Source organism: Streptomyces sp. NPDC020875, assembly GCF_040641415.1.
GTDB lineage: Bacteria > Actinomycetota > Actinomycetes > Streptomycetales > Streptomycetaceae > Streptomyces.
In genome coordinates this window covers 116,946-132,201 of sequence record NZ_JBFADP010000010.1, presented here as the reverse complement: position 1 = coordinate 132,201, position 15,256 = coordinate 116,946, and the positions used below count along the sequence as shown (strand labels likewise).

General features: G+C 72.7%; 9 protein-coding genes and 1 pseudogene. 5 read left to right on the top strand and 5 right to left on the bottom strand.

The annotated features are described in order from the left end of the window. The first annotated feature begins 248 nt into the window (after positions 1–248). The 3 genes from AB0G74_RS08330 to AB0G74_RS08320 all read left to right on the top strand — a co-directional run bounded on the left by AB0G74_RS08330 (position 249) and on the right by AB0G74_RS08320 (position 6,701). Positions 249–4,151: an ABC transporter ATP-binding protein gene (locus AB0G74_RS08330; protein ID WP_361142015.1), complete on the top strand. Its 3,903-nt coding sequence runs from the start codon at positions 249–251 to the stop codon at positions 4,149–4,151. A 353-nt stretch (positions 4,152–4,504) separates the two neighbouring features. Further along, a complete protein-coding gene (locus AB0G74_RS08325) occupies positions 4,505–5,050 on the top strand; it encodes a hypothetical protein (protein WP_361141976.1) in 546 nt (181 codons plus the stop codon). A gap of 196 nt (positions 5,051–5,246) precedes the next feature. Further along, positions 5,247–6,701: a S28 family serine protease gene (locus AB0G74_RS08320; RefSeq protein ID WP_361141974.1), complete on the top strand. Its 1,455-nt coding sequence runs from the start codon at positions 5,247–5,249 to the stop codon at positions 6,699–6,701. Between the two features lie 110 nt (positions 6,702–6,811). On the opposite strand, the gene AB0G74_RS08315 is transcribed toward AB0G74_RS08320, so the two are convergent. Further along, positions 6,812–8,680 carry a glycoside hydrolase family 3 protein gene (locus AB0G74_RS08315; protein WP_361141973.1) on the bottom strand — a complete coding sequence of 623 codons (1,869 nt, stop codon included), beginning with the start codon at positions 8,678–8,680 and terminating at the stop codon, positions 6,812–6,814. 328 nt (positions 8,681–9,008) lie between these two features. Further along, a complete protein-coding gene (locus tag AB0G74_RS08310) occupies positions 9,009–9,947 on the bottom strand; it encodes a LysR substrate-binding domain-containing protein (RefSeq protein WP_361141971.1) in 939 nt (312 codons plus the stop codon). Between the two features lie 203 nt (positions 9,948–10,150). Between AB0G74_RS08310 and AB0G74_RS08305 the strand changes: the two genes are divergently transcribed. Beyond that, positions 10,151–11,107: an EamA family transporter gene (locus AB0G74_RS08305; protein WP_361141969.1), complete on the top strand. Its 957-nt coding sequence runs from the start codon at positions 10,151–10,153 to the stop codon at positions 11,105–11,107. Here the strand turns inward: AB0G74_RS08305 and AB0G74_RS08300 are convergent. Beyond that, positions 10,998–11,828 (bottom strand): annotated as a pseudogene (locus AB0G74_RS08300) (TIM barrel protein); the annotation flags it as partial. The gene AB0G74_RS08305 and the pseudogene AB0G74_RS08300 overlap by 110 nt on opposite strands. Positions 11,829–12,001: 173 nt before the next feature. After that, positions 12,002–12,946 carry a helix-turn-helix domain-containing GNAT family N-acetyltransferase gene (locus AB0G74_RS08295; protein ID WP_361141967.1) on the bottom strand — a complete coding sequence of 315 codons (945 nt, stop codon included), beginning with the start codon at positions 12,944–12,946 and terminating at the stop codon, positions 12,002–12,004. A 181-nt stretch (positions 12,947–13,127) separates the two neighbouring features. Between AB0G74_RS08295 and AB0G74_RS08290 the strand changes: the two genes are divergently transcribed. Further along, the gene (locus AB0G74_RS08290) at positions 13,128–14,030 is read left to right on the top strand and encodes a maleylpyruvate isomerase family mycothiol-dependent enzyme (protein WP_361141966.1); all 903 of its coding nucleotides are present in this window, start codon (positions 13,128–13,130) and stop codon (positions 14,028–14,030) included. A gap of 41 nt (positions 14,031–14,071) precedes the next feature. Here AB0G74_RS08290 and AB0G74_RS08285 read toward each other — a convergent pair whose 3' ends face one another. Further along, positions 14,072–15,130 carry a LacI family DNA-binding transcriptional regulator gene (locus tag AB0G74_RS08285; protein ID WP_361141965.1) on the bottom strand — a complete coding sequence of 353 codons (1,059 nt, stop codon included), beginning with the start codon at positions 15,128–15,130 and terminating at the stop codon, positions 14,072–14,074. Between the last annotated feature and the right edge of the window lie 126 nt (positions 15,131–15,256).

The window sequence follows — 15,256 nt, the reverse complement described above, 5'->3', positions numbered from 1 at the left end:
TCCGGGCGTCGCGCATCGTCACTCCGCGTCGCGGATTGTTGCGACGGGATGAAAATCGGATCGCGCCGCGTTGACCAGATCCGTCGGCAGCGATGACGGCGACGAACGAGGCGGGGAGGCATCACGTGGCGGCGGCCCGAGGGGCGAAGGACACGGCGGAGGTACGAGCGGGGGAGCCGGGCGGCGGCGACGGGGGACGTACGCCCGCGGACGGCACGCCCGCCGCCTCCGAGGGCTGGGCGCGCCGCCTGTGGGCGTACGCCTGGCGGTACCGGCTGACGACCGTTCTCGCCCTCGCCTCGTCCCTGCTCGGGATGGGCGTGATGGCCCTGGTCCCGCTGATCACCAAGGTCGTCATCGACGACGTCATCGGGGACGGCGGCTCGGGCTCCGGCTCCCTCGCCCTGTGGACCGGGCTGCTGATCGCCGCCGCCGTGATCGTCTACGCCCTGACGTACGTCCGCCGCTACTACGGCGGAAAGCTGGCCCTCGACATCCAGCACGATCTCCGTACCGGGATGTACGACACGATCACCGGGCTCGACGGCCGCCGCCAGGACGAGCTGTCCACCGGCCAGGTCGTCGGCCGGGCCACCAGTGATCTCCAGCTGATCCAGAGTCTGCTCTTCATGCTCCCGATGACCATCGGGAACGGGCTGCTCTTCCTCGTCTCCCTGGTGATCATGGCGTGGCTGTCGCTGCCGCTGACCCTGATCGCGCTCGCCGTCGGCCCCGCCCTGTGGTGGGTCGCCGGGCGCAGCCGGGCCAAGCTCCACCCCTCGACCTGGTACGCGCAGAGCCGGGCGGCGGACGTCGCGGGCGTCGTCGACGGCGCCGTTTCGGGCGTCCGGGTCGTCAAGGGGTTCGGCCAGGAGGGCCAGGAGTCGGCCAAGCTGCGCGACGCGGGGCGGAACCTCTTCGCCGCCCGGCTGCGGACGATCCGGCTGAACTCCCGCTACACTCCGGCCCTCCAGGCCATCCCCGCCCTCGGCCAGGTCGCGATGCTCGCCGTCGGCGGCTGGCTGGCGACCCGGGGCGAGATCACCCTCGGTACGTTCGTCGCCTTCTCCACCTATCTCGCGCAGCTCGTCGGGCCGGTCCGGATGCTGGCCGTGGTGCTCACCGTCGGCCAGCAGGCCCGCGCGGGCGCCGAGCGGGTACTGGAGCTGATCGACACGAAGCCCGCCCTGAAGGACGGCACGAAGGAACTGCCCGCCGACGCCCCCGCCACCGTCGAGTTCGACGACGTCGGCTTCGGCTACGGCACGGGCGACACCGCCCGGCCGGTCCTCGACGGCTTCTCCCTGGAGATCGGCGCCGGTGAGACCGTGGCCGTCGTCGGCGCGTCCGGCAGCGGAAAGTCCACGGTCTCCCTGCTGCTGCCCCGGTTCTACGACGTCGACCGGGGCGCCGTCCTCGTCGGCGGCCACGACGTCCGCGAACTGACCCTGGCGTCCCTGCGCTCCGCGATCGCCCTCGTCCCCGAGGACAGCTTCCTCTTCTCCGACACCGTCCGGGCCAATATCGCCTACGGCAAGCCCGACGCCACGGACGAGGAGATCGAGGCCGCCGCCCGGGCCGCCCGCGCCGACGGCTTCGTCGCCGAACTCCCCGACGGCTACGACACCCGGGTCGGCGAGCACGGCCTGACCCTCTCCGGCGGCCAGCGCCAGCGGATCGCCCTGGCCCGGGCCATCCTCACCGACCCCAGGCTGCTGCTGCTGGACGATGCCACCTCCGCCGTCGACGCCCGGGTCGAGCACGAGATCCACGAGGCGCTGCGGTCGGTGATGGCGGGCCGGACCACCCTGCTGATCGCCCACCGCCGCTCCACCCTCAACCTCGCCGACCGGATCGCCGTCCTCGACGGCGGACGGCTCACCGCCATCGGCACCCATGACGAACTGGTGGAAAGCTCCGCCCTCTACCGGCGGCTGCTCACCGACCCGGACGAGCTGGGCGGGGTCTCCCCGGGCCACGCCCCCGCCCTCGACGGGGCGGTGGAGGAGCCCGGCCGGGACGGTGCCCTCGACCTCGAAACGGCCCTCGACCTGGACGCCGGCTCCGCCTACGACCCGGAGCGCGGCATCACCCCCCGGCTGTGGGTGAGGGACGAGACGGCCGTCCCCGGGGCCGCCGCCCCGGACGCCACCCCCGAACTGCTCGCCGGGGTCGCGGCGCTGCCCCCGGCCGACGCCACCCCGGACATCGACGAGGAGCGGGCGGTCCGGCCCGACCGCGAGCGGCGCGGACTGCGGCTGCTGCTGCGCGGCTTCGGCCCGCCGCTGCTGCTCAGCCTGCTGCTGGTGGCGGTGGACGCGGGCATGGGCCTGCTGCTGCCCGTACTGATCCGGCACGGCGTCGACCAAGGCGTCGAGCAGGCGGCGCTGGGCGCGGTCTGGGTCGCCTCGGGGCTGGCGCTCGCCGCCGTACTGGTGCAGTGGGCGGCGCAGGTCGGCGAGACACGGGCCACCGGACGGACCGGTGAGCGGGTGCTCTACTCGGTCCGGCTGCGGATCTTCGCCCAGCTCCAGCGGCTCGGTCTCGACTACTACGAGCGCGAGCTGACCGGCCGGATCATGACGCGGATGACGACCGACGTCGACGCGCTCTCCACCTTCCTCCAGACCGGTCTGGTCACGGCCTTCGTCTCGGTCGTCACCTTCCTCGGCGTCCTGGTGGTCCTGGTCGTCATCGACGCCTCCCTGGCCCTGGTCGTCTTCGCCACCCTGCCGCTGCTGATCGTGGGGACGTACTTCTTCCGCCGGGAGAGCGTGAAGGCGTACGAGCTGGCCCGGGAGCGGGTCAGCGGGGTCAACGCCGACCTCCAGGAGTCGGTGTCCGGGCTGCGGATCGTCCAGGCGTTCCGCGGCGAGGAGAAGGGCCGGGCGCGTTACGCGGCCGGAAGCGACGGCTACCGGCAGGCCAGGATCCGCGGCCAGTGGCTGATCTCGGTCTACTTCCCCTTCGTCCAGCTGCTGGCCTCGGTGGCCGCCGCGGCCGTACTGATCGTGGGCGCCAACCGGATCGAGGCGGGCACCCTGACGACCGGCGCCCTGGTGGCGTACCTCCTCTACATCGATCTGTTCTTCGCCCCCGTCCAGCAGCTCTCCCAGGTCTTCGACGGCTATCAGCAGGCCGCCGTCTCCCTCGGGCGGATCCATGAACTGCTGGAGGAGGAGCCGTCGACCAGCCCGGCGGCGCGGCCCGCGCCGGTCCGCGAGCTGCGGGGCGAGATCGCCTTCGAGGGCGTCGACTTCGCCTACACGGGCACGGGAGCCCCGGTCGTCGCCGCTGCCGTCGCCGAGGACGGGGAGCCGGGCGCGGACGGGACCGTACCGGCGGCGGAGTCCCCGGCGCGGAAGCCGGAACCGGGCGCCGCTCCGGGGGTGAAGGAACGGGCCCTGACCGGGATCGATCTGCGGATACCCGCCGGACAGACCGTGGCCTTCGTCGGCGAGACCGGTGCGGGCAAGTCGACCCTGGTCAAGCTGGTCGCCCGGTTCTACGATCCGACCCGCGGCCGGGTCACCGCCGACGGCGTCGACCTGCGCGAACTGGACACGACCGCCTACCGGCACCGGCTGGGCGTCGTCCCGCAGGAGGCGTATCTCTTCGCCGGGACCGTCCGGGACGCCATCGCCTACGGGCGCCCCGGCGCCGAGGACGCCGAGGTGGAGGCGGCGGCCCGCGCGGTCGGCGCCCACGACATGATCGCCACCCTGGACGGCGGATATCTGCACGAGGTCGCCGAACGGGGACGCAATCTCTCCGCCGGACAGCGCCAGCTGATAGCCCTGGCCAGGGCCGAGCTGGTCGACCCCGACATCCTGCTGCTGGACGAGGCGACGGCCGCGCTCGACCTGGCCACCGAAGCCCAGGTCAACCAGGCCACCGACCGGCTCACCGGCCGTCGGACGACCCTGGTCGTGGCCCATCGGCTGACCACGGCGGCCAGGGCCGACCGGGTGGTCGTGATGGAGGGCGGCCGGGTCGCGGAGGACGGCACCCACGAGGAACTGCTGGCCCGCGACGGCCGATACGCCACCCTCTGGCGTACCTTCACCGGCGAGTCCACGGACGGCGGCGACGGCGGCGACGGGCGGGACGGTGACAGCGGCGGGGAGCGCGCCCCGGTGGCGGTCGGCTGACGGGCAGCCGGGCCCGGGGCCGTAGCGGCTCCGTCCCGGCTCCGGCGCGTACCGGTACGGGCCCGTCCCGGTTCCGTACCGTCCCCCGCCCGGCCCCTGCCCGGCCTTCGGCCCCGTACGAGCCCCGCACCGGATCTCCTCGGTACGAGGCCGCCCGGCCCGCCCGCATGCCCCGCCCGGGGGCCCGTCACGGGATCGGGACAGGGGCCCGGACAACCGTTCCGGCTTCCCGACACGTCGTAGGCACATACGGACCGCGCACCGACGGCGCCCGGGCGGCGGAACGAGCCGTTTCCGGACGGTCGGCCGGGCGCACCGGCCGAGGACACCGTCACGGGTGAGGGGATACGGCAGTGCTGAAGCTCAGAAGAACCGTCGGACGCGCGGGCGGCACGGCGGACGGGCGGAGCGGGCGGCGGGGCCCGGGCACGGCCCTGGCGAGGGCGCGGCGGCTGCTGACGTACGGTCTCGCCGTACTGCTGGCGGTGACGACCCTGACCCTCGCCGACCCGGGTACCGAAGCCGCCGTCGCCCGGGTCAACGCCCCCGGCCCGGCCGCCCGCGTGCCCGCCTCCGCCGTCGTGCCCGCCGGGACCGCCGTCCGCGTCACGGCGGCGGCCTGCGCGGGCCGGATGGTGAAGCGGATGGCCTTCCGCACCGGGGAGCTGAGGGTGTTCCAGAAGGGGCGGTACGTCTGCGCGGTCACCGTCGCCCACAAGGCGGGCGCGCCCCGGCCGATGCGGCTCTCGATCCAGGTGTACGGGGCGTGGCCCGTGGTGGACGAGGGCCGCTACACCCGGCAGGCGGGACCCCGGAAGGTCCATGCCCCCGGACGGTGTGTCAGAGCCACCGGATCCATCTCGGGCCATGGCGCCAAAACCGGCTGGATCCTCTGCTGAGACGCCGTCATTTACCGGGGTCCGAACCCTCGTGTCCGGATTCCGAACTCGTATCGAGTCCGAAAAGTCATGTGAAAGATCCCGTTTCGCGGCTTCCTGGGCAAAGTCTTCGCAGGTCATGGCCGTTGGGGTCTGGCGGCGGACACCCTCGCGCCGCTAGGTTCACGGCGACCCACGACAAGTCAGGGGAGGGTTCATGCGTAAGGCGCTCAGGGGAGTGCTCCCGCTCGCGCTGCTCATCGGCACCGTGAGCGCGACCGGCGCGACGGCCGGGGCGGCCACCGCCGCCGAGCCGGCCGCCGAAGCCGCCGGGGCACCGGCGACCGCGGACATCAAGGACCGGATCCTCGCGATACCCGGCATGAGCCTGATCGAGGAGAAGCCGTACCCCGGGTACCGGTTCTTCGTCCTCAACTACACCCAGCCGGTGGACCACCGCAATCCGCGCAAGGGCACCTTCCAGCAGCGGCTGACCCTGCTGCACAAGGACACCAGCCGCCCCACCGTCTTCTTCACCTCCGGGTACGGGCTGAACACCAACCCCCGGCGCAGTGAGCCGACGGCCATCGTCGACGGCAACCAGGTCTCCATGGAGTACCGCTTCTTCACCCCGTCCCGGCCCGCGCCCGCCGACTGGTCCAAGCTGGACATCTGGCAGGCCGCCAGCGACCAGCACCGGATCCACCGCGCGCTGAAGGGGATCTACGACCGCAAGTGGGTCTCCACCGGCGGCTCCAAGGGCGGCATGACCGCCACGTACTACGAGCGCTTCTACCCGCGCGACATGGACGGCGTCGTCGCCTATGTGGCCCCGAACGACGTCCGCAACGACGAGGACTCGGCGTACGACCGCTTCCTCGCCGGTGTGGGCTCGAAGGAGTGCCGCGACCGGCTGAACGGGGTGCAGAAGGAGGCCCTGGTCCGCCGGGACGCGCTGTCGAAGATCTACACCGACTGGGCGGCGGCCAACAACCGCACCTTCAACACCATCGGCTCGCTCGACCGGGCCTTCGAAGCCGTCGTCCTCGACTACACCTGGGGCTACTGGCAGTACAACCTGGACGCCAACTGCGGTGTGATCCCGGACGCGAAGACCGCGACCGACCAGGAGCTGTGGAACTCGATCGACGAGATCTCGGGCTTCTCCTTCTACACCGACCAGGGACTGGCGCCCTACACGCCGTACTACTACCAGGCCGGTACGGAGCTGGGCTCGCCCGACGTCGAGCAGCCGCACCTGAAGGGGCTGAGCCGCTACGGCTACCAGCCGCCGCGGAACTTCGTGCCGCGGGACATCCCGATGCGGTTCAAGAAGAACGCCATGAAGGACGTCGACCGCTGGGTCCGTGACAACGCCCGGCAGATGATGTTCGTCAACGGCGGCAACGACCCGTGGAGCGCCGAACCGTTCCGGCTGGGCAAGGGCGCCCGGGACAGCTATGTCTACACGGTGCCCGGCGGCAACCACGGGGCCAACATCGCCCAGCTGCCCGCCGATCAGCGCGCGGCGGCGACGGCGTCGCTGCTGAAGTGGGCCGGGGTCGCCCCGGCCGCCGTCCAGCAGGACGAGGACAAGGCGAAGCGGCTGACGAAGTTCGACGTCCGCCTCGACCAGCAGGACGTCAAGCGGGAGCGCGGCCTGCGCCGCTGACCGCCTGATTCCTCAGGATTCCTCAGGTTTCCTCAGGGGTGCGTACGGCGACGGCCCGCCGGAGCGAATGCTCCGGCGGGCCGTCGGCCGTTGTCGCGTGGCGTCGAACGTCAGTCGTCGTACGACAGGCCGTGGCCGACGCGGTACAGCTCCTGCGCCGGGTTGTCCGCGTTCAGCACCGGCACCGGCAGGCGGCCTTCCGGGTCCACCTTGCCCGCGATCACCCGGGCCGCGGAACGGACCTCGGCCTCGGTCCAGCCGTACGAGGCCACCGACGCGGCGACTCCGGAGAGCCGGGCGATGTCGTACGGGTTGCCGACCGCGAGATGGACGACCGGGACCCCGGTCTTCACCAGCTCGGCGACGAGGGTGCGCTGCGGGCTGGTCGCCCCCACGTTCGAGGTGTGGACCACGACGGCGTCCCGGCCGCGGGCGTCCGCGACGGCGGCCTCGATCGCGGCGGGCGTGAGGGCCGCGTTCCCGGTGAAGCCGATCGCCGTGGCGCTGAACCCGAGCCCGGACAGCGTCTCCGCGGCCACCGTGGTCCCGGGGCGGTCCGTGCCCGTGGGCGAGGCCGGGTTGACCCCGACGACCAGGACGTTCTTCTGCCGGCGCTTGCTGAGCGGCAGCGCGCCGCCCTTGTTGACCAGCAGGGTCGTGGTGTCGTCGGTGATCCGGTCGGCGGCGGCCCGGTGCTTCCGGTTGCCGACGACCCGGTCCAGCCGGGAGAGGGAGACGACGGGGTCGCCGAGCATCCCCCGCTTCTCCTTCAGCCGCAGGATCCGCAGGACCGATTCCTCGATCCGGGCCTCGGTCAGCTCGCCGTCCCGGACGGCCTTGACCACCGCGTTCCAGGCGATCGGCAGCGACTCCGGGAAGAGCAGCTGGTCCACGCCCGCCTTGAGGGCCAGGACCGGGATGCGCTCGTCGCCGTACTTGGTCCGTACGCCCCGCATGTTGAGGGCGTCCGTCACGATGACGCCGTCGAAGCCCAGCTCCTCACGGAGGATGCCCGTGATGATCGGCTTGGAGAGCGTGGCGGGGTCGTTGCTCGGGTCCAGGGCGGCGACCTGGAGATGCGCCGTCATGATCGAGTCGATCCCGGCCTTGATGGCGGCCCGGAACGGCGGCGCGTCCAGCCGCTCCCACTCCGCGCGGGTGTGGGTGATCACCGGCAGCTCGGTGTGGCTGTCCTGGCCGGTGTCGCCGTGGCCCGGGAAGTGCTTGGCGCAGGCGGAGACGCCCGCCGCCTGGTAGCCGTCGACCTGGGCCGCGACCAGCCGGGCCACGGCGGCCGGGTCCGAACCGAAGGACCTTATGCCGATGACCGGGTTGGCCGGGTTCACATTGACGTCGGCGACCGGGGCGTAGTTCTCCCGGATGCCCATCGCCGCCAGCTCCGTACCGGCGATGAACGCGGCGGTACGGGTGTCGCCGCGGGAGCCGGAGGCGCCGAGCGCCATCGCGCCGGGCAGCTGGGTGGCGGGCAGGCCGACCCGGGTGACGATACCGCCGTGCTCCTGGTCGATGGAGACAACCAGCGGGACCGAGTTCGGCTGGCTGAGCGCCGCCTTCTGCAGGTCGTTGGAGAGGCCGCCCAGCTGCCGCGGGTTGCGGACGTTGTTGGACCAGCCGAAGTAGATGACACCGCCGAGGTGGTAGTTCTTCACGATCTCGGCGGGCGTGCTGTACCCGTTGCGCCGGAGGTTGTCGGCGGCGTGCGCGGGCTCGGGGTTGTGCGCGTCGTACCCGGAGAACCAGTGGACGAAGAGCTGGCCCACCTTCTGTTCGAGGCTCATCCGGGCGATGAGCTTCTTGAGTTTGGCGTCCCGGTCAGGTCTGTGCCGTGCCGTCCCGGCGACCGCGGGCGCGGCGCCCGCGGTCACGACGGCGGAGGCGACCGCGGTCGCGGCGAGCAGCGTACGCCTGGAGACCCGGGCCTGGGTGTGCGGGGAGAGCTGGTGGTGCGCATCGTGCATGGGGGTGCTCCTTCCGGCCTTGCTGGCAAGGGAGTTGAAGGAAACGTCCAGAATCGCTCGGACGGAGCTGAAACTAACTGCCAATGTGTAGGTAGGGCAATAAGACCCGCGAGTATAAAAATGAATGGTCATCGGGGTGCCGACGGGCGCGCTGGTGAAAGATTGTGAAAGATGTGAAGGTTTTGTGGATGGGGTGGTGTGGACCTCTTGATTAATGGTTCGGACCAATGCCCGCCCGTGTCGGAGTCCCCTCCGGACCCCTTTGTGAAGATCGTCCCCGGGCTCGCGGCCGCCACCCGGCGCCCCGCGCCGGGATCATGAGCGGACGTCAGAGGCCCGCCGACCCCACCGTTTCCGGCCGCTCCCCGGCGTGCGGGGCGAACCGCTCCTGAAGCGCCGTCACCGTCGCGCCGATGGCGGGCCGCCGGGCCGCGCGGGTGCGCCAGAGCGCGTAGAGCCGCCGCCGCGGTACGGGGTCGAGCGGCACCGCCGTGACTCCCGCCGGGAGCGGCCCCCGCCCCAGCCGGGGCATCACGGCGATCCCGAGACCGGCGGCCACCAGCGCGATCTGGGTGTGGTTCTCCTCCGCCTGATGGACGAGATCGGGCTCGCACCCCGCCGTACGCAGCGTACGGATCAGCCAGTCGTGGCAGACCGTCCCCGGCGGCTGGCAGATCCACCGCTCGCCGGTCAGCTCCTCGCGCCGCACCCCGGTCCGCCCGGCCAGCCGATGCCCGTCGGGAACGAGCAGATCGCAGAGGTCGTCCCCGATCACCGCCTGCTCGACGCCCTCCGGCGCGGGCAGCGGCGCGATGTCCCAGTCATGGGCGACCGCGAGATCGACACTGCCCCGGGCCACCAGATCCACCGAGAGATGCGGATCGACCTCGGTCATCCGGACGTCCAGCCCCGGATGCGCCCGCTCCAGCGCCGCGAGCGTGCCGGGCAGCAGGCCCCGGGCCGCCGAGGCGAACGCGGCGATCGTCAGCCGTCCCGCGGGCTTGCCCCGGCGCTCCTCCAGCACCGTCTCGGCCCGCTCCACGATCGCCAGCAGCTCCCGGGCCGTGGTCGCGAGCTGGACCCCGGCGTCGGTGAGGGCCACCCCCCGGCCCCGCCGCTCCAGCAGGGGTGTACGGGTCTCCCGCTCCAGCTTGGTGATCTGCTGCGAGACCGCCGACGGGGTGTAGCCGAGGGCTGTGGCCCCGGCGGCGACCGAACCGTGCACCCAGACCGCGTGCAGCGCCCGCAGCCGTCCCAGATCGAGCATCCGCGGCCTTCCTCCGGTGTCGGCCCCCGCGCCGTCCGGGCGGCGGGGCCGCGGCGGTCGGGATGGCCGGGGTGGTGCGGGCGGTCGGGGCGGCCGCCACGGCGGTGACGCCCCGACCCCGCCCGATGATTAAGCAATACTGAATCTCACCATAAAGGAATCCGTGCTGGTGCTACATGGTTCCGCCGGGTGATGCTCCCCTCATGCGACCCGCACATATCGCCCTCGCCGTCGTGGTCACCGCCGTCTGGGGCGTCAATTTCGTCATCATCGAGGTCGGCCTCGGACACTTCCCGCCCCTGCTGCTCTCCGCCCTCCGCTTCCTGGTCGCGGCCGTACCCGCGGTCTTCCTCGTAGGCCGCCCCAAGGTCGCCTGGAAGTGGATCATGGGCGTCGGGCTCGCCCTCGGAGTGGCCAAGTTCGGTCTGCTCTTCATCGGCATGGACCAGGGGATGCCCGCCGGGCTCTCATCGCTCGTCCTCCAGATCCAGGCCGTCTTCACCGCCCTGATCGCCGCCGCCTTCCTTCACGAGCGCCCGGGGCGCACCAGGATCGCCGGGATGGCCGTCGCCCTCGGCGGGATCGCCGTCGCCGCCGTCGACCGGGGCGCCTCCGCCCCGCTCACCGGCTTCACCCTGGTCCTCGCCGCCGCCCTCTGCTGGGGCGTGTCCAATGTGCTGACCCGCAGGGCCGCCCCGCCGGACGCCCTCAACTTCATGATCTGGGTCTCCGTCGTCCCCGTACTGCCCCTGCTCGCGCTCTCCTTCCTCTTCGAAGGCCCCGGGGAGATCGAGAACGCCCTGCGCGGCCTCGACCCGGGCGGGATCGGCACCGTCCTCTACCTGGCCTGGGGCGCCACCGTCTTCGGCTTCGGCGCCTGGGGATATCTGCTGCGCCGCTACCCCGCCTCCTCCGTCGCCCCCTTCTCCCTGCTCGTGCCCTTCTTCGGCATGTCGTCGGCCGCACTGCTCCTCGGCGAACGGATCACCCCACTCGGCTGGCTCTCCGCCGCCCTCCTCGTCGGCGGAATTGCCGTCATATCCCTCTCCCGATCAGCCGCTCCAGATACTCCCGCCCCGGCACCAGCAGCCCCGGCAACTCCGCCGCCTCCGGAGCCCAGCGCTTCTCGTACTCCCAGCTCAGCCATGTCCGCCCGCTGACCCGGGCCAGCACGTCCGCCAGCGGCAGCACTCCCTCGCCCAGCGCCAGCGGCGCCAGGTCCTCCCGCGACGCCACGTCCTTCACCTGGACATAGCCCACCGAACCCCCGAGCGCCCGCAGGGTCCCCTCCGGGGACTCCCCGCCCAACCAGGTATGCAGTACGTCCCAGACCGCCCCGGGTCCGCTCCCGGCGCCGGATCCCGCCCCCGGTCCCGCACCGGACTCCGCGAGAGATCCGCCGTCGGCCCCGCCGCCGGAGCCCGGCGCCCCGGCCAGGCCGAGGACCCGGGCCACCGATTCGCCCGTGCGATGCGAGTCATGCGTCTCCAGCAGAATCCGCACCCCCCGTGGCGCCGCCGCCCGCGCCGCCACGGCCAGCCGCCGCGCCGCCACGGCGTCACCGGCTCCGGGCGCACCGCCTCCGGTATCCGGGACGGCGCCCCCGGGGAAGACCCGGACGAACGGCGCCCCCAGATCACCCGCCAGCTCCACCAGATCCGCGATCTCGGCCAGGACCGGACCGTCCGGGCCCGCCGCCGCGACCCGGGGATATCCGCAGACGGCCAGCACCCCGACTCCCGCCCGTTCGAACGCCCGCGCCACCGCCGCCCGGTCGCGCCGCCCGATCCCCGGATGCACCGGCTCCTCCGGATGCGCCCGGACCTCGACCCCCTGATAGCCCGTATCGGCCGCGAGCACGGCCACCTCGGCGGCGGGCATCCCCGGCACCCCCAGCGTCGAGAAGGCGAATCTCCACCCGGCTTCCCGCGGCCCGCGTGGATCCACCGGACTCGTCCGGCTCACCGGACCCACCGGATCCACCAGCCCCATCGGTCCGCCGGGCGAACCCGGGCCTCCCCGGCCCGTACCGGCGCCCCGGCCCGTCGTCCGGCTCATCCCGGCACCGCCTCCCGCCCGCCCAGACCGAGCCGCCAGTCCTGACCGACCAGATCCACCCCGTACGAATGGTGCGGCTCCTCCGCGACCAGGGTGAAACCGGCCCGCTGATATATCCGGCGGGCCCCGCCGAGCACATCATTGGTCCACAGCACCAGATCCCGGTAACCCCGCTCCCGGGCGAACTCCACCACCGAGCCCACCAGCCGCTCACCGATCCCGTGGCCCCGGGCCTCCGGCTCCACCAGCAGCAGCCGCAGCCGCGCCGTCCCCTCCTCCGTCTCGTCCCGGACGCACATCACCGAACCCACCGGACGGCCGTCCAGCTCCGCGATCCACATCCGCTCCCGCTCCGGATCGCGGTCCCGGGCGAAGTCGCCCACGATCCGCGCGACATGGCCCTCGAACTCCGTGTTCCACCCGTACTCCGCCGCGTACAGCGCGCCGTGCCGGGCCACCGTCCAGCCCAGCTCCCCGGGCGCGGGCTCGCGCAGCACCGGGCCCTCCGCCCCGGCGGCCCGGCCCGGCGCCAGCGCCTCCCGAACCGTCCGCAGCGCCGCCACCAGCCGCTCGCGCTCCTCGGCCGGCACCCGGGACACCAGCACCCCCACCGCCTCCCGGGACCGCTCGTCGAGCAGGGTCGCCGCCTCCCGGCCCCGCCCCGTGAGCGTGATCCGCTGCCGCCGGTTGTCCTCCAGCGACTTGGCCCGCTCCACCAGCCCGTCCCGCTCGAACTTCCCCAGCAGTCTGCTGAGATACCCCGCGTCCAGCGACAGCTCGACCCGCAGGTCGGCCGCGTCCGTCCGCGGGCTGTGCGCCAGCTCGTACAGCACCCGCGACTCCGTGAGCGTGTACGGCGTGTACAGATGCTTGCTGTAGTCCAGCGCGCCGATGAGATTCGTATAGAACCGGTTGAACGCGCGAACCTCCTGGATCACCACGTCCACCACCTCCCCGTTCCCCCGAGTTTTCCTTTGACTCAGTCAATGGTTTTCCCGTCTCGCGGGACCGCAAACCCGCTTTCCGGGAAAGATCCGCGCCACGGCCACCGCCCCCGCGCGCCCGTCGCGGCGCGAGGAATTCCATGGCCCCGCGGGCCGCCGCCTGCCACCCTGGGGACGCATGGGACCCCATCGCGACCGCCCGGCCACCGACCACGCCCGGCTCGGAGTCCCCGTCGACGCCCGCCCCCACTTCGCCCGCGAGCACACGGCGCTGCTGGCCGATCTCCGGTCGCTTGCACCGGCCGACTGGCGGCGCGAGGCCGTCCCCGGCTGGACCGTGCGCGATCTGGCGGCCCATCTCCTCGGCGACTACTACGGCCGGCTCGGACGCGACCGCGACGCCCATCGCGAGGGCCCGTCCTTCGCGCCGGGCGAAACCCTGGAGACCTTCATCCACCGCGTCAACCAGGAGTGGGTCGACGCCTGCGCCCGGATCAGCCCCGCGGCGCTCGTCGACACCCTGGAACTGATCGGGCGCCAGGTCACCCGCTTCTTCGCGGCGGCCGATCCCGGCGCCCCGTCGCTCGGCGTCTCCTGGGCCGGAGCCGACCCGGCGCCCATGTGGCTCGACTGCGCCCGGGAGTTCACCGAGTTCTGGACCCACCGTCAGCAGATCCGCCGCGCCACCGGCAGCGGCACCGACCCCGACCCGGTCGCGGTCTCACTGGTCGTCGACACCTTCATGAGGGCCCTGCCACACACCCTCCGCGATATCGACGCCCCCGACGGAACCCGGGTCCGGGTCGTCGTGACCGGCCCGGGCGCCGGAACCTGGACCGCCACCAAGGCCCCCGCTCCCGGGCCTCCCGACGAAACCGCCTCGGCCGCCGCCGGGCACCACTGGTCCCTCGCCCACCCGGAACCCGGCCCGGCCGAGACGACCGTACGGTTTGACACCGAGACCGCCTGGCTGCTGTGCGCCCGGGGGATCGAACCGGCCGAGGCCCTGCCCCTGGCCGGTGTCGAGGGCGACCGCCGACTGGCCGTCGCCGCCTGCCGGATCGTCTCCGTCGTCCACTGACCGCCCGCGGCGCCGGAGAACCGGTACCCGCCCGGCCCGGTTCACCCCCGGGGCGGCGCCGTCGACGAACGGGCCAGCAACTCCGCCTCGATGGTCGCGATACCCCCAGGCGGGGCCTCCTCCGCGCCCATCGCCAGCCGCCCCGCCCGCGCGCCCGCCTCGAACAGCGGCAGCCGTACCGTCGTCAGCGCCGGAACCACGTCCACCGAGAACGGCAGATCGTCGAAACCCGCGACGGAGACGTCCTCCGGAATCCGCAGCCCCCGGTCCCGCAGGGCCGCGCAGGCTCCCAGCGCCACCGTGTCATTGGCCGCGACCACGGCGGTCAGACCGGGTTCGCGCCGCAGCAGCTCCAGCGTCGCGTCATACCCCGACCGGCGGGCGTACGGCCCGTTCAGGGTCAGCCGCTCCTGGTCCGTACCGATCCCCGCCGCGCGCAGCGCCGCCCGGTGGCCCTCCAGCCGGGCCCGGGTCGTCGTACGTTCCGCGGGCCCGGCGACGTAGCCGATCCTGCGGTGTCCGAGGGACAAAAGATGTTCCGTCAATCGCCGCCCGCCACCGAAGTTGTCGAAGACGAGAGCCGCGAGTACGGCATTGGTCCCCGGCACCGGGGGCCGTCCACAGAGCACGATCCGGGTGCCCGCGTCGGCCAGCCGGACCAGCTTCGCCGACATCGCGGCCATATGCCCGGGATCCTCCAGCGCGCCGCCGGTCAGCACCACGGCCGCCGCCCGCTGCCGCTGGAGCAGGGTGAGATAGGTGAGTTCACGCTCCGGCGATCCGCCCGTATTGCAGACCACGGCCAGCTTCTCGCCGCCGCCGCGCCCCGAGCCCTTGCCGCCGATCTCGCCCTGGACGGCCCCCGCCATGATCGCGAAGAAGGGGTCCGCTATGTCGTTGACCATGATGCCGACCAGGTCGGAGGTGGCCGCGGCGAGTGAACTGGCCGGTCCGTTCAGGACGTAATCCAGTTCGTCGACCGCCCGCAGCACCCGCTCCCGGGTGGAGGCGGCGACCGGATAGTTGCCGTTGAGCACCCGGGACACGGTCGCCGGGGACACCCGGGCCCGTGCGGCGACATCCGCCAGAGTGATTGTCATCGCTTCCCTCCGCGGGATACGGGCCGTGACCCTTGTCCGGGCCGCTGTCGGCAGGCTAGCGTCCTCCCGCGAAGAAAGCGCTTGCCGAATCCCCCGAACCATCACGACCTGCTGGAATCCAGCCGT